This window comes from Pseudoxanthobacter sp., assembly GCF_036822375.1.
In the GTDB taxonomy this organism is placed as follows: Bacteria; Pseudomonadota; Alphaproteobacteria; order Rhizobiales; family Segnochrobactraceae; genus Pseudoxanthobacter.
In genome coordinates this window covers 37464-56855 of the sequence record NZ_DAISHT010000002.1, presented here as the reverse complement: position 1 = coordinate 56855, position 19392 = coordinate 37464, and the positions used below count along the sequence as shown (strand labels likewise).

Genomic DNA, 19392 nt, shown 5'->3' with positions numbered 1-19392 from the left:
TTTCGCGCTCAAATCCGCTTCGCGCCGCTGCGTTGCGTCAGGCTGCCGCCTCAAGGCCGTAGTCGAGGGCATCGAGCAGGCGGCCGAGGTCGGCCTCGGAAATGATCAGGGCCGGGGCGAGGAACAGCGAGGTCTGTTCGCCGCTGGTGCCGATGAGGGCCCCGGCTTCCCTGGCGCGGTCGGAGATGGCGGAGGCCAGCGGCGTCTGCGTGGTGTCGGCCCGCCAGTTGCGCCAGTCGGGGCCCTCCAGTTCGATGGTCCAGTGCAGGCCGCGGCCGTCGATGCGCACGACGGCGGGATGGCGGGCCGCGATTTCCGCCATGCGCCGCGCCACGATGGCCTCAAGCCTCTGCACCCGGTCCAGCAGGTTCTCGCGCACCACCGTGGCCAGATAGGCGCGGGTGGCGGCAATCATCAGCGGATGGCCGCGGAAGGTGCTGTAGCTCTGCCAGCTCTTGCCGCCGAGTTCGGCCACCAGATCGCGCGACAGCACCACTGCGCCGCACGGCGCCGCGCCGCCGGCAAGCGGCTTGCCGAGGGTAACCATGTCCGGCCGGCTCTGCGCGCCCTGAAAGGCGAACCAGCGGCCGGAGCGGCCAAGGCCGGTCACCACTTCGTCGGCGATCCACAGCGCGCCGGCCGCGCGGGCGGCCTGTGCGGCGGTATCCTGATAGGCGGGGTCGTAATAGAGGCCGCCCTGCGTGTAATCGAGGATGACGGCGGCGGCATCGGACAGGGTTTCCTGCGCGCCCGCCAGCAGCTCGGCCGCCGGCCGCGGCGCCTTCGGGCGGCCGAAGCGGGCCCCTTCCGGCGCGGGAAGCTGGCGCACGGCGAAGGGAACCGGGGCCGGGCGCACACCGCCGGACAGGATGGAAAGCCCGCCGTGCCACTGCGGCTGGGTGGTGACAGCGCGCGACAGGCCGGCAAGGCCGTGATAGGCGCGCTCGCGGGTGGCAAGGGCGGTGCGGCCGGTCAGGGCCTGCGCCAGCGCCAGCGCCTGATCGTTGGCCTCGCTGCCGGAGAGGAAGAAGCGCACGCCGCCGACCCATCCGTGCTCGCCGGCAAAGGCGATGTCGATCAGCTCCTCGGCCGCCTTCTCGCGCTCTTCCCAGTACCAGCCTTCGCTGACGACGGGGGCCACTTCCACAGCCTTGCGCAGCGCTTCCAGCATGGCCGGGTGGCGGTGGCCCAGCGGGCCGCCGGTGGAACTGCCGTCGATCAGCCGCCGCCCGTCGGACATGAGGAAATGCACGCCCTCGCCGCCGACCACCTTCGGGCCGTCGGCCTCGCCTGCGTTCAGTCCCGTCTGCAGCAGCCTCTGCATGGCTCGCTCACCTTCTCTCGTCCCGCTGGCCGTGCCGGGCTGTGCCGGCGCGTCCGTTCGCATGACCGGACCGTAGAGCGCATTTTGCATTCTGTCGACAGCCGACAGGCGTCAGTCGACAAATTTTTTCGGGCGGGCCAAGATGGCGCGGTCGACTCGCGGAAAAAGCGCGCTATTGAGAGACTGCGACTGAGAGACTTGTGGTGCAGCGATTTGCGGCACAGAGACTGCGGCGCACGGCGGCGGACCGTACAAGCGGACGGGCAGGGAGAATTGCACCATGGCGGAGGCAGATGGCGGTGGCCTTGAGACGGCCGGCATTGCGCCGCTCAGTCATGCCCGGCTCGGCGATCAGGTCTACGAGCAGATCCGCGAGATGATCGTTTCCGGCCGCTTTGCCATGGGCACGCGGCTGGTCGAGGTGCAGCTTGCCAAGCGTTTCGGCATCAGCCGCGCACCGGTGCGCGAGGCCATGCGCCGGCTGGTGGAAGACGGTCTGGTCGACGAGCGCCCGCGCATCGGCGCCACCGTGGCGGAGATGGATGCGCAGGCCGTGATCGATCTCTACAATGTGCGCCTGTCGCTGGAGGCGACCGCGATCCGGCTTGCCACCCGCCGCCGCATGAAGACCGCCGGGCTCCGGCGCCAGATCGCAGCCATGGCGGAGGCCGCCCGCCGGGGAGACCCGGCGGCCGTTTCCCGCCACGAGCTGGAATTCCATGCCGAAATCTGCCGCGAAAGCGGCAACGCGCTGATTGCCCAGCTCTTCCACACCATGGAAGGGCGGCTGCTGATGGCCATCGCCCTCGACAACGAAGGCCAGCAGGATGCCGGCGCCATTGCCGAGGAGCATGTGCCGCTGCTCGCCCCCATCGAGGCGGGCGACGAGGTGCTGGCCGCCCGGCTGATGGCCGCGCACATCACCTCCACCGTCACACCGCTCATCCGCCGCCTGGGCGGCGACCCGGCGAGCCTGCTGGCGACCCTGCCGCCGGAGGCGTGAGAGGCGGCCGGCGGGATCAGCCGGGCGTGCTGCGGCCGCGCGCCAGTTGCAGGCCCATGTCTATGGCCTCGACCAGGCTGGTGGCATCGGCAATGCCGCGGCCGGCGATGTCGAATGCGGTGCCGTGGTCGACCGAACTGCGCCAGATCGGCAGCCCCATGGTGACGTTGACGCCACTCAGCGCCGTCCATTTGCCGCTGGCCGGATCGACCTGAAAGCCCAGCAGTTTGACCGGGATGTGGCCCTGATCGTGATACATGGCCACGACGGCGTCGTAACGCCCGCCGCGCAGGCCGATGAACACCGTATCGCCCGGCACCGGACCGCTGACATTGAAGCCCTCGGCGCGCATTTCGGCCACCAGCGGTGTCGTGACATCGATATCGTGCCGCCCGAACAGCCCGCCCTCGCCGCAATGGGGGTTGAGGGCTGCGATGGCGATGCGCGGCTGCGCCAGCCCCATGACGCGCAGCGTGGCGTCGGTGAGCGTGACGACGCGGCGGATGCGCTGCGCGGTGGCGCGGCGGGGCACGTCTTCCAGCGCGCAGTGGGTGGTGACGTGCGAAACGCGGAAGGCGCCGTGGGCCAGCAGCATTGCGCTGTCCGGCGCGCCGGTCAGGGCGGCCAGCAACTCGGTGTGGCCGGCGAAAGAGTGGCCGGCAAGGTGCAGCGCCTCCTTGCTGATGGGGCCGGTGACGATGCCGACCGCCTCGCCGGCCATCGCCATGCGCACCGCTTCGGCCACCGCCAGATAGGCCTGCTCGCCCGCTGCGGCGCTGATCCGGCCGGTTTCGATGCGGCCGGCCGGTGGCGGCGTGGGCACGATGAAGGCCCCGGTCCGCCCGGCCGTGCCGGCGCGGGGCGGAAGCGGCAGCGACAGCGCGGCCGCCGTTGCCGCCAGCGTGCCGGCATCGCCCACGAGCGCCAGCGAGAACGTTCCCGCGCTGAGCCGCTCCTGCAGCATCGCCGCCGCCCGCAGGGCAATCTCCGGCCCGATACCGGCCGGATCGCCGATGGAAAGGGCAAGGCATGGCGCAGACATGACATCCTCCGGATGACGCGTGTTGATCATATTTGAAGCGATATTACTTCCATTCTGACATCATGTGAGTCAATATGGAATAATCTGACAGGAAATGAACGCCCTGCCAAAAGGGGAGCCCGCATGCTGCCGGCCAGACGCCACGCGAAGATCGTCGAGCACCTCCGGCTGGCGGAGGCGGCAAGCCTGACCGAACTGGCGGAGGCGACCGGCACGTCGCTCTCCACCGTGCGCCGCGATGTCGATGCGCTGTGCGAGAGCGGGGTTCTGGAGCGTACGCGCGGCGGTGCGATGCTGTCGGCGAAGACGGCCTTCGAAATGGACCCGCAGATTGCCCGCGCCGTCGCCGAACCGGCGAAGGCGGCGATCGCGCGGGAGGCCGCCCTGCTGATCGCGCCCGGGCAGAGTGTGCTGTTCGACAGCGGCAGCACGGTTGCCGCGGTGGCAGCCGCAGCGCTGGCCCGTGCCGTGCCGTTCACCGCCGTCACCAACGATCTGTCGATTGCCGGCGCGCTGGCGCAGGTACGCCATGTCACGGTTCATGTGCCGGAAGGGCACATCCGGCCGGGATCGGCCACCATCTGGGGCGCCCGCACGGTGGAATGCCTCACCCGGCTGCGCTGCGATCTGGCTTTCATCGGCACACACGCCATCGACGAGGCGGTCGTCTCCGACGGCAGCCTCGAACTGGCCGAACTGAAACGCGCGATGATGGCCGCGGCCCGCCGGACGGTGCTGGTGGCCGACAGCGGCAAGTTCTTCTCGCGGGTGTTCTGTGCCTTCGCCACCCCGGCGGCGTTCGGCACCATCATCACCGATGCCGGCATCGCGGTTTCCGCGCTGGAAGCGCTGGCGGCGACAGGGGCCAGCGTGGTGGTTGCCGGCGGCGAGCCCTGATCATGCGCGCGCTCTGCATTGTGGCCGATGATCTGACCGGTGCGCTGGATGCCGCAGCGCCGTTTGCCGGGCCGCAGCGGCCGGTCCTGATTCCCCTCCGGCCGCAGAACCTGCCGCCCGCGGCTGCCGTCAGTCTGACCACCGAGAGCCGCGATTGCGATGCTGCCACGGCGGTTTGCCGGGTGCAGGCCACGCTGTCGGCGCTGGGCCGGCAGCCCGCGCGGCTGTGGTTCAAGAAGATCGACAGTCTGCTGCGCGGCCATCCGTTTGCCGAGACCGCGGCCATGATGCGCTGGGGCGGGTTTGAGGACTGCCTCTTTACGCCCGCCTTTCCGCAGATGGGCCGGATCGTGCGCGGCGGCCGGTTGCTGCGCGCGGCCCCGGCCGCCGCCGGGGGCGGGCAGGGACCGGCCGATATCGTTGCCGGCCTTGTCGCCGCCGGCTGCGCCGCAGGGCCGGAGGCGTGCGAACCCGCCGGCCGCCACCGTGTGCGGGTGGCCGATGCGGCCACGGCGGCCGATCTTGCCGCGCTGGCCGCCGGTCACGCCGGCTACCCGTCAAAGTTGTGGGCCGGCAGCGGCGGCCTCGCCCGGGCACTGGCCGGGGCCTCGCCGCTGCAGGGCTGCCCGCCGGTCTGCCTCGTCGTGACCGGCACATCGCACCCGGCCACCCGGCAGCAGGTGGCCGCCCTTGCCGGCGTGGCGTGGCCGGCGCCGGAGGATGGCGAACTGTGCGCGTCCGTCGCCCGTCCGCTGCTGGTCGATCCGGTTCCGGACAGCGCCACCGCGGACGAGACACGGGGGCGCCTGCGCGCGGCCATGGCGCGGCTGCGCCTGCAGGACGATGGTGCGCTGCTGGTGATCGGCGGCGATACGCTCTCCACCGTTCTCGGCTGGAGCGGCGCGGCCGCCCTTGTCTGCACCGGAGAGGTCGGACCCGGCGTGCCGGTGGCGCGCATCCGGGGCGGATTCTTCCACGGCCGCCGGCTGGTTTCCCGCTCCGGCGGGTTCGGCGGGCCGGACCACATCCGTGCGTTGCTGGCCGCCGGCGGTGTTGCCGGCTGAGCGCCGATTTTTGCGGCTCAAAAGTCTCTTCAAAATCAATCGAGTATCAGTCATCGGCCGTCGTCTTCCTGCGCTGCAGCGACGATTTTCCGGTCCGGCCGCTTGACGGTTCCGGCATCGGCAGTCAAAAAGATAACGTTCTCTGAGAACGCTCCCATCAAGACGGGCGGATCGGGGTACAAGGGAGGAAATCGAATGACGGACGCGAAAGGCTGCACCGCCAGCGGTGCCGGGCCGGGGCCGTTGCGCGAGTTGCGGGCGTCGGGCGTGAGCAAGTCTTACGGCGCGACGGTGGCTCTTGAGCATGCAGACATCGGGTTGCGCGCCGGCGAGGTGCATGCGCTGCTTGGCGAGAACGGTGCCGGCAAGTCCACGCTGGTGCGCATTCTCACCGGTGCCGTGCAGCCCGATCGCGGATCGCTGCACCTGCACGGTGCCTCCTATGCGCCGCGCTCGATTCTGGAGGCCCGCAGCCATCAGGTCGCCACCGCCTTTCAGGAACTCAGCCTCGTTCCCAATCTGACGGTGGCGCAGAACTTCCAGTTGCCGCGCCTTGCCAAAGCGGCCGGCGGTCTCATCTCCCGCCGCCGCGTTCTGGAGCGGGGCCGTGAAATTCTGGCCCGGTACGGCCTTGAGCGGATCGATGCCGGGGCGGTCGTCTCTGCCCTGCCGCTGGCCGAACGTCAGCGCATCGAGATTGCCCGCGCCATCGCGGCCGCCGGCCGCGTTCTCATTCTCGACGAGCCGACCGCGGCACTGGCGGAGACGGACTGGCTGTTCGGCCAGATCGAGACCGCCCGCGCCCGCGGCGTGGCCATCCTCTACATCTCCCACCGGCTGGCCGAGGTGCGCGCCATCTGCACCACCGCCACGGTGCTGCGCAACGGCCGTTCCATTGCCAGTGTCGGTCTGGCGAACGCCAGCGATGCCGACATTTTCGAAATGATGGTCGGCCACCGGGTGACCCAGACCCGCCGCCCGCAGGCGCCCGCCCGGCCGGCCGGTGCCGCGCGCCTGACGACGGAAGGCCTCAGCGGCCACGGGCTGCACGACGTGTCGTTCCGCCTCGATGCCGGCGAGGTGCTGGGGGTGGCGGCCCTGGAAGGGCAGGGGCAGCGCGGACTGTTCCGCCTGCTGGCGGGGCTGGAGACGCCCCGCGGCGGTGCGATCCGGGTGGACGGAGCGGCGGCGTCGTTTTCCAGCCCGCGCGCGGCCCTGCGCTGTGGCAGCGGCATCAGCTACCTGCCGGAAGAGCGCAAGACGGAGGGCATTCTTGCCGGCCTGAGCGCGGCCACCAACGTGGTTCTGCCGTTCCTGCCGCGCATCTCCCGTCTCGGTCTCGTCAGCCGCCGGCGCGAGGAAAAGGCGGCGCTGGAGGCGGCCCGCAAGGTCGATCTCAGCCAGCGCTACCTGTCCTTTGCCATCGGCGATCTTTCCGGCGGCAACCAGCAGAAGGCCCTCATGGCGCGCACGCTGGCCACCGGCGCCCGCACCCTGCTGCTGTTCGATCCCACGCGGGGGGTCGATGTCGGCACCAAGGAGGCGATCTACGCCGCCATCCGCGCCTTTGCCGACGCCGGCGGCTCGGTGCTGTTCTATTCCTCCGAACTGCCCGAGATCGTGCAGATCGCCGACCGCTGCCTCGTTCTTTATGGCGGCCGCATCTTCCGCAGTTTCGCGGGGGCGGAAATCGCAGAGCAGCCGCTGGTGGCGGCCATGGTCGGCCACGGCGCCGGCGAAGACGCGAAACGGGAACGGGTCCAATGAGCGCTGCAGATATGGCCCCCGCTGCCCCCGCGCCTGCCCGGCCGGCCGGCGCGCCGCGCCTGACGCGGCTCTGGCAGCTCACGCAGGGCGCGGGCATGATCGTCCTCATCTATGCCCTGCTTTACGGGCTCTATGCGTGGCAGCAGCCCAAGGCGCTGACGAGCTATGCCATCGCGGCCCTGCTCAACAACACCGCGCCGCTGGCCCTTGCCGCCGCCGGACAGACGCTGGTGGTGCTGACGCGCGGGTTCGATCTGTCGCTGGCCGGCGTCATCTCGGTCTGCAACGTGGTTCTGGCGGTCCATCCGCTGGGCGGGCCCGGCGGCGCGCTGGTGTCGCTGCTCATCTGTCTGGCCATCGGCGGGGCGGCGGGTGCCGTCAACGGCTGGCTCGTCGCCTATCTGCGCCTGCAATCCATCGCGGCCACGCTGGCGACCATGATCGTGTGTCAGGGCATCGCCCTCGTCATTCTCAACGCGCCGGGCGGATCGGTTGCCGGCTGGATCGCCGATGAACTGACGGACCGCCTGTGGCGCGTACTGCCGGTCTCCGGGCTGGTGATGGCGGCGGTGGCCGGGCTGTGGCTCCTCGTGCGGCGCACCGATCTGGGGGTGGCGTTCTATGCCATCGGCGCCGACGAATCCGCCGCCGCCCTGTCCGGCATCAACGTGCGGCGGACGCGGTTTCTCGCCTATGTCGGCGCCGGCCTGCTCTATGGCCTCGCCGGTCTGATGCTGAGCGCGCAGACCGCCACCGGCAACCCCACCTCCGGCGCACCGCTGCTGCTGCTCGCCTTTGCGGCGGTGGCGCTGGGCGGCACGTCGCTCAACGGCGGCCGCGGCGGGCTGTTCGCCTCGCTCATGGGCGCGGCAACGCTGACCCTGCTGCAGAAGGTGCTGTTCTCCAGCGGCGTTTCGTCTTTCTACACCGGCCTGTTCCAGGGCGTCGTGCTGATTGCGGCGGTGGTCTTCAGCGGTCTTCTCACGCGGATCGGAGAGGGAAAATGACCTTGTCCAACGAGATGTCGCAGGCCGGCAAGGGCGCGTTCGCGCAGGCCGGCGATACCCGGCGCAGCGCCGGCATCAGCCGCGAAACCGTCAGCACCGTCGCCGTTGCCGGGCTCTGCGTGGCGATGCTGCTGGGCGCGCGCTTCATCAGCCCGGCGCTCGGCTCATGGTCGCAGGTGGAAACCGTTCTCGTGCTCGGCTCCTTCCTCGTGGTGCTGTCGTTCGGTCAGGGTCTCGTCATCCTCACCGGCGGTCTGGATCTCTCGCTGCCGGCGCTGGCCACCCTCGGCGGCATTCTGGCCACGAACTGGGCCGGCCAGAGCGACCCGTCGGCGTGGTATCTGCTGCCGGCGGTGCTGCTGGTCTGCGCCGGCGTGGGGCTGCTTTCCGCCGCGGGCATCGTGTGGCTGCGGGTACCGCCGTTCATCATGACGCTGGCGATGTCGATCATCGTCTCGTCGCTGCTGCTCGGCTACACCCGGGGCACGCCGCGTGGCGCGGCGCCGGAAATGGCGCTGGCGCTCATGAAGGGGCATGTCCTTGGCCTGCCGGCGCCGGTGGTGTTTCTGGTGGCCTTCATTCTGCTCGGCTGGCTGTTCCAGAGCCGCACCGTGTTCGGCCGCTATCTCTATGCCATCGGCACCAATGTGGAAGCGGCCCGCATTGCCGGCGTTCCCGTCACCGCCATGCGCATCCTGCCTTATGTCATCAGCGCGGTCTGCGCGGGCTTCGTCGGCATCATGCTGGTGGGCTATTCCAACGGCGCGACGCTGCGCATGGGCGACAGCTACCTGCTGCCCTCGGTGGCGGCGGTGGTGATCGGCGGATCGTCGATCCTCGGCGGCCGCGGCACCTTTCTGGGCACCGTCGGCGGGGCGATCCTGCTGACCACGCTCGGCACCATCATTTCCGCCATCGGCCTTGAGTTCGGCCTGCGCACCATCATCGAGGGCGCCATCGTGCTGACCGCCCTGCTGCTGCTGCGCGATGAACTCTTCCAGAAGCTCAGCGCGTTGCTGCGCTGAAATCCCGACCCATCACAGAAGACCGAAAACCGGTCCCCTTAGGGAGGAAACGACCATGCATGCCCGGAATTCCCTGTTCAGGACACTGAGGGCCACCGCCGCCGCCGTGGCACTGACCGCCGCCGCCGCGCTGGCGCTCGCCCACCCGGCCGCGGCCGCCGGCAAAAAGGAAGACGGCCAGAAGTACAAGATCTATCTGAGCCTCAGCTATTCAGGCAACGCCTGGCAATCGGAAGCTGCCAACATCGTCAAGGCGCTGGCTGCCACGCCGCCCTATAAGGACAACGTGGAGCTGATCGAGGTCATCTCCGGTGCCGATCCGCAGGCGCAGATTTCCGCCTATGAAAGCATGATCGACGACGGTGCCGACGGTATCATCAGCTTTCCGATTTCGTCGACCGCGCTCAACCGCACCATCCGCCGCGGTTGCGAGGAGGGCGTGCTGTTCTTCATGTACGATGCCACCGTCACCGAAGACTGCGCTTACAACGTCAGCTACCTTTCCTCCGGCTTCGGCGAGAACTCCGCGCAGGCGCTGGTGAACGAACTGGGCGGCAAGGGCAAGATCTTCCTGTCGCGCGGCGTGCCCGGTAACTCGGTCGACCAGCGCCACACCGACGGCGCCAAGCATATCTTTGCTCAGTATCCCGGCATTGAGGTCGTCTCGGAATATTATTCCTACTGGGACGATCGCACCACGCAGCAGGAAACCGCCAAGGCGCTGGCGGCTCATCCCGATGTCGATGGCATCTGGGCGCAGGCTGGCGAATACGGTGCGGTTCAGGCCCTGCTCGATAAGGGCGGCAAGCTGGTGCCGGTTACGGGCGAAAACTCCAACGGCTTCCGCCTCGCGCTCGCCGATCCGGAGATGAAGGCCAAGGGCCTGACCGGCGTTTCGGCCGGCTCGCCGCCGGCGCAGTCGGGCTATGCCTTCAAGCTGATGATGGAGATCCTCACCGGCAAGCGCGAGCTGAAGCCGATGAACATCGAATATCCGCTGCCGTGGGTGCCGGCCGATCAGGTCAAGGTGTGCGCCGGCGACAAATTCGAGAACGGCTGCAATGCCTTCCCGAAGGATCGCGTGCCGTCCTCGTTCGTGACGGAGGTTCTGAACCCGGTGCTGCTGCCGGAGCTGACCATCGATTCCGCCCTGAACGGCACGCCGGTTGCGGGCGCGACCATCCAGCCGCTTCCCGCCGACGTGCCGCGCGCCGGCAACGTGCCCGGCATCAACTGCGGCGACTGCGAGGCGCCCGCCGATCTCTACAAGCTGACGAAGGTTCAGCCGACCGTGAAGCCCTGACCGGCGCCTGCCGCCCACGGGGCTACCCCGCGGGCGGCGGAGACGGCACGGCCTGCGCGCATCCGCCGGAGGGCGGGTAAAGAAACGCCGCAGGCGAATCCGCGCGGGTTCGCGCACAATCGGCGGCGGCAACGGAGGACCCTGGCATTGACCGAGCAGAAGCGCGCCAAGGCACACAGAGTAACCGTCAAGGATCTCGCCCGCGATCTGGGCATGTCGGTGTCCACCGTATCGCGTGCCTTTTATCCAGAGGCGATCATTGCCACGGAGACCCGCCGCATCGTTCTGGAGCGGGCCGCGGAACTGGGCTACCGGCCCAACCCGTTCGCCCAGAGCCTGATCACCAAGAAGACCCAGATCGTCGGCATGGTCGTTTCCGACCTGACCAATCCGTTCTATCCGGAGGTCATGACCGAGATGACGGCGATGCTGCAGGAAGCGGGCATGAACGTGATGCTCGCCGCCGCCAACCAGCCGGACAAGACCGACGACGCGGTCGACCTGCTGCTGACCTATCAGCCCGATCTGATGATCGTGCTGGCCGCCAATCTCGCTTCTCACGCCCGCGAGAAGTGCGAACGGGCGCAGGCCCCCTGCATCTTCTTCAACCGCCTTTCCGCCGATGGCCTCGGCTTCGGCGTGACCTGCGATAACGAGGCCGGCGGACGGCTGGTGGCCGACCGGCTGATCGACAGCGGCCACCGCCGGCTCGCCTATATCTCCGCCTTTCCCGGGGCCTCCACCAATGTCGAGCGGCAGAAGGGGTTCTGCGGACGGGCGATGGAGCGCGGCATTGCAGAGCCGCTGGTGGTGGAAGCGGGGCGCTTCAGCTACGAGGCCGGCTATGCCGCCGGCCTTGCCGTGGCGCGCGACCATCGCGACATCGACGGCGTGTTCTGCGCCAACGACATCGTGGCCATCGGCTTCATCGCCGGTGTGCAGGAGGGCGGGGCGCTGCGCGTGCCGGATGATATCTCCGTCGTCGGCTTCGACGACATCACCATGGCCGGCTGGCCCTCGCACGCGCTGACGACCGTTGCCCAGCCGCTGGCCGGCATGATGGCGGCAACCGTATCGCTCGCGCGGGAACTGGCGCTCGATCACCAGCTGGCACCGCGGGTGCTGCGCCTGCCGCCGGGGCGCTTCGTGGACCGCAACACCATGCGCGCCCGCACGGAAAGGGCAGGATGACGATGCCGACACAACAGCTTTTCACCCGCCTGACCACCGTGCATCGCCCGGACTGCGATCTCGTCGCCGATGACGGCGTGCTGCCGGCAGCGGTGCCGGACCCCGCGCAGATGGCCGCTGCGCTGGGCAGTGCCGCCGCAGCGGCCTATGCCGACGAGTGCCGGCCGCTCTACGAAGACCTGCGCCGGATCGTGGGCCAGATCGCCGGGCTTGCCATCCTCGCCCAGCTGACGGGATCGGCCGACGTGGCAGGCCTGGACGAACTGGAAAGCTGCCGCCGGCGCTGGTCGGCAGCGGCCGGGCGCCTTGGCCGGCTCACTGCGCCGCCGGCGCTCGCCGCCCACCGTGCGCAGATCGAGGCGGCCCATGTTTTTTCAGGCCGGGCGCTGGGAACGTTCCCGCAGATCCGGCCGCGCGGCGACAACGAGGCCGCCTTCGATGCCATCGCCCGCCTCGTGCGCCGCGCCTATGCCCATCTCAGCGCCGCGAGTGCCCCGCGGGCCGGACTGGAGATGGTGGACATGACGCACGCCTGCTGCTCCTGCGGGCGCTGAAAAAAGACAAGAAAATCAAGACGGAGGAAACAACCGTGTCGGATTACTCGATCTGGGTGTGCGAATATTCGTTCGTGCCTGAATATCATAAGAGCGGCGTGCTCTATGGCGCACACAATCAGGGCTTTCTGAAGCTGCCCTATTGCTATGTCGTCATCAAGGGACGCGGGCATGTTGCGATGGTCGATGTCGGCTACAGCGACAGAGACTATGGCAAGGTGCTGGGGGACCGCTTCGGCGTCGTCAACTGGCGCAGCCCGCGCGTGGTGCTCGGCGAGATCGGCCTCGCGCCGGAAGATGTCGACACCTGCTTCATCTCCCATGCGCACTTCGATCACTTCGGCAATGTCGCCGACTTTCCCAATGCCCGCTTCTATATTCAGGAGCGCGAGATCGCGAAGTGGGTGTGGGCTATGTCGCTGCCCGACCGGCTGCGCTGGATGATGGTTGCCGTCGATCCCGGCGACATCGTGCGCGGCGTCGATCTGGCCCGGCAGAAGCGGCTGGTCACGGTCAACGGCGCGCTTGAGAACGTGCTGCCGGGCATCGATCTGCACCCGGCCGACGACAGCCACACCTGGGGTTCGATGTGGGTCAGCGTGCGCAACGACGGGCGCAACCCTTCCGACGACACATGGGTGCTCGCCGGCGATCTGGTCTATGTGTTCGACAATATCCATGGCCCGGGCGGTGCGGTGGATGAGAAGGAAGTCTACACGCCGGTCGGCCTGGCGGTGGGCAGTCAGACCAATCTGGTGCTGGCGACCGAACAGATGATGCAGCAGGTCGGCTACGACTCGCACCGCATCATTCCTGTGCACGAAGAGCGCCTGCGCGACACCTTCCCCTCGCGCATCACCGCCGAAGGCCTGCGCATCACCGAAATCTGCCTTGCCGACGGCGAGACCTCGCGGGTGACAGCATGAGCACGCAATCCCCCACAATCGCCATCGTCGGGGCCGGGCTGGTGGGCTCGGGCTGGGCGCTGGTGTTTGCGCGCGCCGGCCACGCGGTGCGCGTGTTCGATCCTTCCGCCGATATCCGCGCGCGTATTCTGCCGTGGGCGCGCGAGAGCGCCGCCGAACTGGCCGCTGCCGGCCTGATCGGCGACGCGGAGGCCGTCGTCGCGCGCATTGCCGTGTTCGACACCCTCGCCGATGCGGTGGCCGGCGCCGGCTATATTCAGGAATCCGTGTTCGAGACGGTGGAGACCAAGACCGCGGTCTGTCTCGCCATCGACGCGGCGATGGATCCGCTTGCGATCGTGGGGTCGTCGTCGTCGGGCATTCCGGCTTCGCGCTTCACGGAAGGCTGCGTGAACCGCAGCCGGTTCCTGATCGCCCATCCGGTCAATCCGCCCCATCTGGTGCCGGTGGTTGAACTGGTGCCGGCACCGTGGACCGATGCGGCGGTGGCCGGCGAGGCGCGCGCCCTGATGGCGGCCGTCGGGCAGGTGCCGGTCAGCCTCAGCCGCGAGATCGACGGCTTCATTCTGAACCGGCTGCAGGGGGCGCTGCTGAACGAGGCCTGGGCGCTTTATGACGACGGCTTCGCCACCCTCGCCGATATCGATGCCACCGTGTCCTGCGGGCTGGGCCTGCGCTGGTCTTTCATGGGACCATTTGAAACCATCGACCTGAACGCGCCGGGCGGCATCGCCGATTATGCCCGCCGTCTCGGGGGTCTTTATTACGGCATGGCGCAGAGCCGCACGCCGCGTGCGTGGCCGGCGGAAACCATCCGCCGGGCAGACGACGAGCGCCGGGCCGCGCTGCCGGCCGATGAACTCGCCGCCCGCCGTGCCTGGCGCGACCGGGTGCTGGTGCGCCTCGCCGCCTTCCGGAAGGCAGGCGAGAGCGCGTCCTGAGGCGGCGTTTCCGCCCTCCCGTCCGATTACCGACGCGAACAGACAAGGACCATCATCATGGCCATAAGCTACCTGAAGCGTGGCAAGCCGACCGAGGAACGCTCGCAGGACGACCGCAAGGTCCGCGAGACCGTGGAGGCCATTCTGGCCGATATCGAAAGCCGCGGCGATGCGGCGGTGCGCGCCCTGTCGGAGAAGTTCGACCGCTACAGCCCCCCGGCCTTCCGCCTCAGCCCCGGCGAGATCGAGGCGCTGATGGCGCGCGTTTCGGCGCGCGACATGGACGATATCCGCTTCGCGCAGGCTCAGGTGCGCCGCTTTGCCGAAGCGCAGCGCGCCTCGATGACGGATATCGAAATCGAGACCCTGCCGGGCGTCATCCTCGGCCACCGCAACATCCCGGTGCAGTCGGTCGGCTGCTACATTCCCGGCGGCAAGTTCCCCATGGTCGCCTCGGCACACATGTCGGTGCTCACGGCATCGGTTGCCGGCGTGCCGCGCATCGCCGCCGCCACACCGCCGTTCCGCGGCGAGCCGAACCCGGCGGTCATCGCCGCCATGCATCTTGGCGGTGCCCATGAGATCTATGTGCTCGGCGGCATTCAGGCCATCGGCGCCATGGCGCTCGGCACGCAGACCATCGCCCCGGTGGATATGCTGGTCGGCCCCGGCAACGCCTTCGTGGCGGAAGCCAAGCGGCAGCTCTATGGCCGGGTCGGCATCGATCTGTTCGCGGGCCCGACCGAGACCATGGTCATTGCCGACGACACCGTCGACGGCGAACTCTGCGCCACCGACCTGCTCGGGCAGGCCGAACATGGCTACAACTCGCCCGCCGTTCTCATCACCAACAGCCGGCGCCTTGCCGAGAGCACACAGGCGGAGATCGACCGCCTGCTGGCGATCCTGCCTACCACCGACACGGCGGCCCGCTCGTGGGCCGATTATGGCGAGATCATCGTCTGCGATACCCATGACGAGATGTTGCAGGTGGCCAACGAAATCGCCTCCGAGCACGTTCAGGTCATGACCGACCGCGACGACTGGTATCTGGCCAACATGAACGCCTATGGCGCGCTGTTTCTGGGCCCGCGCACCAATGTTGCCAACGGCGATAAGGTGATCGGCACGAACCACACCCTGCCGACCCGGCGGGCCGGGCGCTATACCGGCGGCCTGTGGGTTGGCAAGTTCCTGAAGACGCACAGCTATCAGAAGATCGTCAGCGACGAGGCGGCCACGCTGGTTGGCGAATACGGCTCACGTCTCTGCCTGCTGGAAGGCTTCGTCGGCCATGCCGAGCAGTGCAATGTGCGCGTGCGCCGCTATGGCCACAAGAACGTGCCCTATGGGGAGGCGGCCGAATGAGCGCGGCGCTGCCGTTGTTCCGGCTGGACGGGCGCCGGGCGCTGGTGACGGGCGGCAGCCGCGGCATCGGCCTGGCCATCGCCGGCACGCTGGCGGCTGCGGGGGCGGCGGTGACGCTCGCCGCCCGCGGCGCCGCCGAAACCGAGGCCGCCGCTGCCAGCCTGCGCGCCGGGGGCCTGAAGGCCGAGGCGCTGTGCGCCGACGTGACCGACGTGCCGGGCTTTGCAGCGCTGATCGCCGCCCGGCCGGCCTTCGATGTGTTCGTCAACAATGCCGGTGCCAACCGGCCCAAGCCGCTGTCGGAGGTGACGGAGGACGACTACGACGCGGTGGTGAACCTCAATCTGCGCAGCGCCATCTTTGCGGCAAAGGCGGTGACGGCCCGCATGGTCGCGGAGGGGCGGCGCGGTTCGGTGATCAACATGTCGTCGCAGATGGGCCATGTCGGGGCGCGGAACCGCACCCTTTACTGCGCATCGAAATGGGGGCTGGAGGGATTTACCAAAGCACTGGCGCTGGAACTGGCGCCCCATGGCATCCGGGTCAACACCATTTGCCCCACCTTCATCGAAACGCCGATGACGGAGGGCTATTTCCGCGATCCCGCGTTTCTGAACGAGGTTCTGACGAAGATCCCGCTCGGCCGCATCGGCCAGCCCGCGGAGGTGGCCGCGGCCGCGCTTTATCTCGCCTGCGATGCGGCTTCTCTGACGACCGGCAGCGCCCTGATGCTGGACGGCGGCTGGACCGCATCCTGACGGTTTGCGGGGCTGCCGGCCGCCTGCCTGCGGGCAGCCCCGCCGATGGATGGATAACGGTCAGGGCTTTCCGGCGGCGGCGCCGCTAAGGCCGGTGTCAAATCCCCTGAGGGTCCACTCATAGGGGGCCGTCACGGCGCGCAGATTGCCGAGCCGGCCGGAGGCGAGGTCCAGTATATTGACGATAACGCTGGTCCACACGAGAATAAGCAGCGCAACCAGAATGCGGGGCGGTTCACCGGAAAGGCCGAGCTGAAAACCCAGACAGGCCATGCTGACCATTGTCAGCGTCATGAGCAGCCAGAACATTTGCTCAGGAAGACGGAAGTCGAATGCAAACCGTTCGGCGGTGCTGGCATCGAAGGCGTTATTGAGGGACACCATCAGGCTGTCGGCGACCGGATCGGTGCGTTCATGCACAATTTTGATGAGACGCGTCCAGATGGCTGACTGCAGAGCGGCTGTCTGCTGGTTGAAGCCGCTGATGATGCTGTCATCCCGTGCCGCACGGACGTACTCGGTCCGGACCCGCGTATAGTCCTGCAGAAGCCCGGCGATCGCCTCTCCGTCCGGCCCGCCGACAGCCTTGGCGCGCAGCCATGCCGTTGCAAGCGAACTGGCTTCGCTCAGGCTTCCGGCCTGACGTTCGTTGTAGCGCGCGTTTGCGAAGGAAAGCGTGAGTGCCAGAACGAAGGCCAGCAGTGCCAGCATGCCGCTGACCACAACCCCGACCGACTCGACGGCATCCCCCCGCCTTCTGTGCCGGCGCCCCATGCGGAGGCCCAGTACGTAGCTGCCCGTCTGCAGTGCGAAAAGCATGACGCCGAAAAGGAAAATGCTCCTGTCTGCAATGATTGCAAGCAGTTCCATGCCACGATGTCCGTCGGTTAAGCGCGTTGAATCAGAGGCACTGTGTTTTCAGGTTGTGCGGTTTTTATAAGGCAACCCGGCAGGGTGTAGCTGTCCCGCAGGCCTGCGGGGCGGCAGACTTTCGGCTTGCTGCAACCGGGTCAGGTCTTCGGCGTGGCGTTGTCGGGTGCGGCCGGGGCCGGTCTGGTGCTGTCGTGTCGCGATGCGGCGCACCTTCTGCGCCGCCAGCGAAGATAGGGAACTGAGACCAGCGTCGAGGCGATCACATAGCTGGCGAGAATGACGATGGTCCGCGGCCCCTGAAAGGTCGTGGCGATGATGACGGCGATGCCGAGGTGGCGGGTCGAGCAGGCAATGGCCAGCGTGGTCCGGTCGCCCTCGTCCGGCCCGCCGCTGAGGTGGCCGATGGCGAGCGCGATCGTCATGGTGGCCAGCAGCGCCACGATTCCCAGCGGCCTTATGCCCGCCAGCACCTGCCAGTTGCCGGCCAGCAGCACGGCGCTCGCCACGGCCAGCACCACAGCGGCCAGTGTCGAAAGCCGGGTTGCCCAATGTGCCGTGAAGGCCGGAAAAAGCGCGCCGAGCCCCATGCCCGCCACCAGCGGCGCGAGGAAGGCGATGCTGATCGCCGATGCCGCCGCCCGCCATGAAAGCTCGGCGGCGACGCCGAAATAGCGGGCGAGCAGGGCCACCCACAGCGGTGTCAGCACAATCGCCAGCAGCGAGGAGACGATGACGAGGCTGAACCCGTAGGCACTGTCGCCGAACTCCTGCAGCTTGCGCGGCAGCAGGGGTGCTCCGGCCGAAACCGCCAGCACCAGCAGCGCGGCCTTGACGCCGGTGCCGAGCGGCAGCAGCTCGACCATCGCGAATGTCACCAGCGGCACAAGCACATACATGGCCACCAGAGAGCGCGCCAGCAGGGCCGGCCGCCGCAGAAGGTAAGTCACGTCTGCAAGGGATGACCCCATGCCGATCGACATGATCAGCGTCGCCATGGCCAGCTTGATGCTGACAAGCGCGGCAAACATCATCGGTCCGTCATCCTAGTTCTCCGATACGGTCCAGCTGCCGTTCGGATCGAAGCGGCGGATTTTCTTGACGACGCGCGCGGTATCGGGGCCCAGATCTTTCTCGTAAACGATGCCGGCCTGATTGACCATGAAGGTGTGGACGCCGGTTTCGCCATAGCGAACCGGCCAGGCGATGAGGCCGAAGCCGGCGATCATGTTGCCGTTGATGACGTAATCGTACCAGCCGCCGGCCACATGGCTGCCCTGACCGCGCAGAATGCGGAAGCGGTAGCCGAAATAACCCGCGCCATGGCGGCTTTTCTCCAGCGTTCCGGCATCGATTGCGGCGCCGGCCGGGCTGTCGCCGTCGCCCTGACCGGGCGGCCAGTAGAGCCCGTCGGTCTTGCCGGGCGAACTGATGAGCTTCTGGGCGAACTCCGGCACGCCGTCGCCGTCGTGATCGGCCGAGCCATAGAGCTTCTGCGCATCGACATAGGCGCGCAGCGTGGCGATCACTTCGAGCTCGTTCTCGCCGATGCGCCGGTTCTCGATCTCGTCGAGACCGGCGCCGGTGTCGAACGCCCACCGGCCGTCGGCCTTCTTCACCAGCGGAAACGGCAGCGGCCACAGATCGCGGCCGATATCGATCACCTTGCGACCGGCGCTCAGATCCTCGACCTCCAGCCGCTCGCCGGCGCCGGCCCGCATCTTTGCGAAGGTGTCCATCACGCCTTCGCTGGCGCGCAGTCTGGCGGGATCGAGCCCGAGCAGCCGCGCAAGCCCGTCGAAATCGTCGCCGGCAAGGACGGTCCTGAAGGCCCCGACCGCCGCAGCTGCGTCGGGAAAGTCCGGTGCCGGCTGGCTGGCGGCATAGCCGGGAAGCGCCTGTGCAAAAGCCGGGGCGCCCTGCGCGACAAGGCCGGCGGCGAGCGTGCCGGAGATCGCAAGGGCGAGAAGGCGGCGGGACAGAGAGCCTGACATCATCGTTTCCCCCGGTTTCACGGCCGTCTGGCGCCGGCGCGGACATGGGGCTTGCCGCCGCCGGCCGGGCGGTGCGGCAGGGCGCGTTGCCCGCCGCCGCGCGCGGCGGCGCCGCGTGCCGAATGCAGTTGCGCGGTCCGGCCCTTGCGGACCTCGCCAAGACCGGAAGGCACCTTCGGCCGCTGGTCGATGCGCCCGCCGGGCTTCGGCATGCTGGCCGGCCGGTTGATCTTGGCCGGGCCGTTGTTGTGGTCGGTCACCGCGCCGCCCGGCTTCAGGCTGCCCGGCGGCCGGTTCACGCCTGCCGGCCGGTCGGCCACATTCGGATGCCGGGCCAGCGCGTTGCCCGCATTGCCAG

At 68.5% G+C, this 19392-nt stretch carries 18 protein-coding genes and 1 pseudogene; 13 read left to right on the top strand and 6 right to left on the bottom strand.

All coding sequences use genetic code 11. The features are described from left to right. Nucleotides 1-37: 37 nt before the first annotated feature. Nucleotides 38-1324, bottom strand: coding sequence for an aminotransferase class III-fold pyridoxal phosphate-dependent enzyme (locus tag V7067_RS00705; protein ID WP_334173944.1), 1287 nt, complete (start codon nucleotides 1322-1324; stop codon nucleotides 38-40). Nucleotides 1325-1604: 280 nt separating this feature from the next. Here V7067_RS00705 and V7067_RS00700 point away from each other — a divergent pair, with 280 nt between their 5' ends. Beyond that, on the top strand, nucleotides 1605-2327 hold the full coding sequence (locus V7067_RS00700) for a GntR family transcriptional regulator (protein ID WP_334173943.1): 723 nt from the start codon (nucleotides 1605-1607) through the stop codon (nucleotides 2325-2327). A 16-nt stretch (nucleotides 2328-2343) separates the two neighbouring features. Here the strand turns inward: V7067_RS00700 and pdxA are convergent, their stop codons facing one another. Then, a complete protein-coding gene (gene pdxA / locus V7067_RS00695) occupies nucleotides 2344-3369 on the bottom strand; it encodes a 4-hydroxythreonine-4-phosphate dehydrogenase PdxA (protein ID WP_334173942.1) in 1026 nt (341 codons plus the stop codon). A gap of 123 nt (nucleotides 3370-3492) precedes the next feature. On the opposite strand from pdxA, the gene V7067_RS00690 reads away from it, so the two are divergent. The 12 genes from V7067_RS00690 to V7067_RS00635 all read left to right on the top strand — a co-directional run bounded on the left by V7067_RS00690 (nucleotide 3493) and on the right by V7067_RS00635 (nucleotide 16170). Continuing rightward, the gene (locus V7067_RS00690; protein WP_334173941.1) at nucleotides 3493-4266 is read left to right on the top strand and encodes a DeoR/GlpR family DNA-binding transcription regulator; all 774 of its coding nucleotides are present in this window, start codon (nucleotides 3493-3495) and stop codon (nucleotides 4264-4266) included. Between the two features lie 2 nt (nucleotides 4267-4268). Continuing rightward, nucleotides 4269-5330 (top strand): four-carbon acid sugar kinase family protein, encoded by a 1062-nt coding sequence (locus V7067_RS00685; protein WP_334173940.1) that lies wholly within the window; start codon nucleotides 4269-4271, stop codon nucleotides 5328-5330. Nucleotides 5331-5525: 195 nt separating this feature from the next. Next, nucleotides 5526-7097, top strand: coding sequence for a sugar ABC transporter ATP-binding protein (locus V7067_RS00680; RefSeq protein ID WP_334173939.1), 1572 nt, complete (start codon nucleotides 5526-5528; stop codon nucleotides 7095-7097). Beyond that, entirely contained in the window at nucleotides 7094-8104 is a 1011-nt protein-coding gene (locus tag V7067_RS00675; RefSeq protein ID WP_334173938.1) for an ABC transporter permease, read from the top strand. Before V7067_RS00680 ends, V7067_RS00675 begins: the two co-directional genes overlap by 4 nt. After that, nucleotides 8101-9129 carry an ABC transporter permease gene (locus V7067_RS00670; protein WP_334173937.1) on the top strand — a complete coding sequence of 343 codons (1029 nt, stop codon included), beginning with the start codon at nucleotides 8101-8103 and terminating at the stop codon, nucleotides 9127-9129. The genes V7067_RS00675 and V7067_RS00670 overlap by 4 nt, the downstream gene beginning before the upstream one ends. A gap of 55 nt (nucleotides 9130-9184) precedes the next feature. Further along, a complete protein-coding gene (locus tag V7067_RS00665; protein WP_334173936.1) occupies nucleotides 9185-10432 on the top strand; it encodes a sugar ABC transporter substrate-binding protein in 1248 nt (415 codons plus the stop codon). A 147-nt stretch (nucleotides 10433-10579) separates the two neighbouring features. Further along, on the top strand, nucleotides 10580-11623 hold the full coding sequence (locus V7067_RS00660; protein WP_334173935.1) for a LacI family DNA-binding transcriptional regulator: 1044 nt from the start codon (nucleotides 10580-10582) through the stop codon (nucleotides 11621-11623). Further along, the gene (locus V7067_RS00655; protein WP_334173934.1) at nucleotides 11620-12177 is read left to right on the top strand and encodes a hypothetical protein; all 558 of its coding nucleotides are present in this window, start codon (nucleotides 11620-11622) and stop codon (nucleotides 12175-12177) included. The genes V7067_RS00660 and V7067_RS00655 overlap by 4 nt, the downstream gene beginning before the upstream one ends. Before the next feature lie 35 nt (nucleotides 12178-12212). Continuing rightward, on the top strand, nucleotides 12213-13103 hold the full coding sequence (locus V7067_RS00650) for an N-acyl homoserine lactonase family protein (RefSeq protein WP_334173933.1): 891 nt from the start codon (nucleotides 12213-12215) through the stop codon (nucleotides 13101-13103). Continuing rightward, nucleotides 13100-14044 carry a 3-hydroxyacyl-CoA dehydrogenase gene (locus V7067_RS00645; RefSeq protein ID WP_334173932.1) on the top strand — a complete coding sequence of 315 codons (945 nt, stop codon included), beginning with the start codon at nucleotides 13100-13102 and terminating at the stop codon, nucleotides 14042-14044. The genes V7067_RS00650 and V7067_RS00645 overlap by 4 nt, the downstream gene beginning before the upstream one ends. Before the next feature lie 57 nt (nucleotides 14045-14101). Further along, nucleotides 14102-15412, top strand: coding sequence for a histidinol dehydrogenase (gene hisD, locus V7067_RS00640; protein ID WP_334173931.1), 1311 nt, complete (start codon nucleotides 14102-14104; stop codon nucleotides 15410-15412). After that, complete coding sequence (locus V7067_RS00635; protein WP_334173930.1) at nucleotides 15409-16170, top strand: SDR family NAD(P)-dependent oxidoreductase; 762 nt, start codon at nucleotides 15409-15411, stop codon at nucleotides 16168-16170. Before hisD ends, V7067_RS00635 begins: the two co-directional genes overlap by 4 nt. A gap of 60 nt (nucleotides 16171-16230) precedes the next feature. Here the strand turns inward: V7067_RS00635 and V7067_RS00630 are convergent, their stop codons facing one another. The 4 genes and pseudogenes from V7067_RS00630 to V7067_RS00615 all read right to left on the bottom strand — a co-directional run. Beyond that, entirely contained in the window at nucleotides 16231-17040 is an 810-nt protein-coding gene (locus tag V7067_RS00630) for a hypothetical protein (RefSeq protein ID WP_334173929.1), read from the bottom strand. A gap of 140 nt (nucleotides 17041-17180) precedes the next feature. Next, the gene (locus V7067_RS00625) at nucleotides 17181-18074 is read right to left on the bottom strand and encodes a hypothetical protein (RefSeq protein ID WP_334173928.1); all 894 of its coding nucleotides are present in this window, start codon (nucleotides 18072-18074) and stop codon (nucleotides 17181-17183) included. A 12-nt stretch (nucleotides 18075-18086) separates the two neighbouring features. Further along, complete coding sequence (locus tag V7067_RS00620) at nucleotides 18087-19034, bottom strand: DUF2950 domain-containing protein (RefSeq protein WP_334173927.1); 948 nt, start codon at nucleotides 19032-19034, stop codon at nucleotides 18087-18089. A 17-nt stretch (nucleotides 19035-19051) separates the two neighbouring features. Beyond that, nucleotides 19052-19392 (bottom strand): annotated as a pseudogene (locus tag V7067_RS00615) (hypothetical protein); the annotation flags it as partial.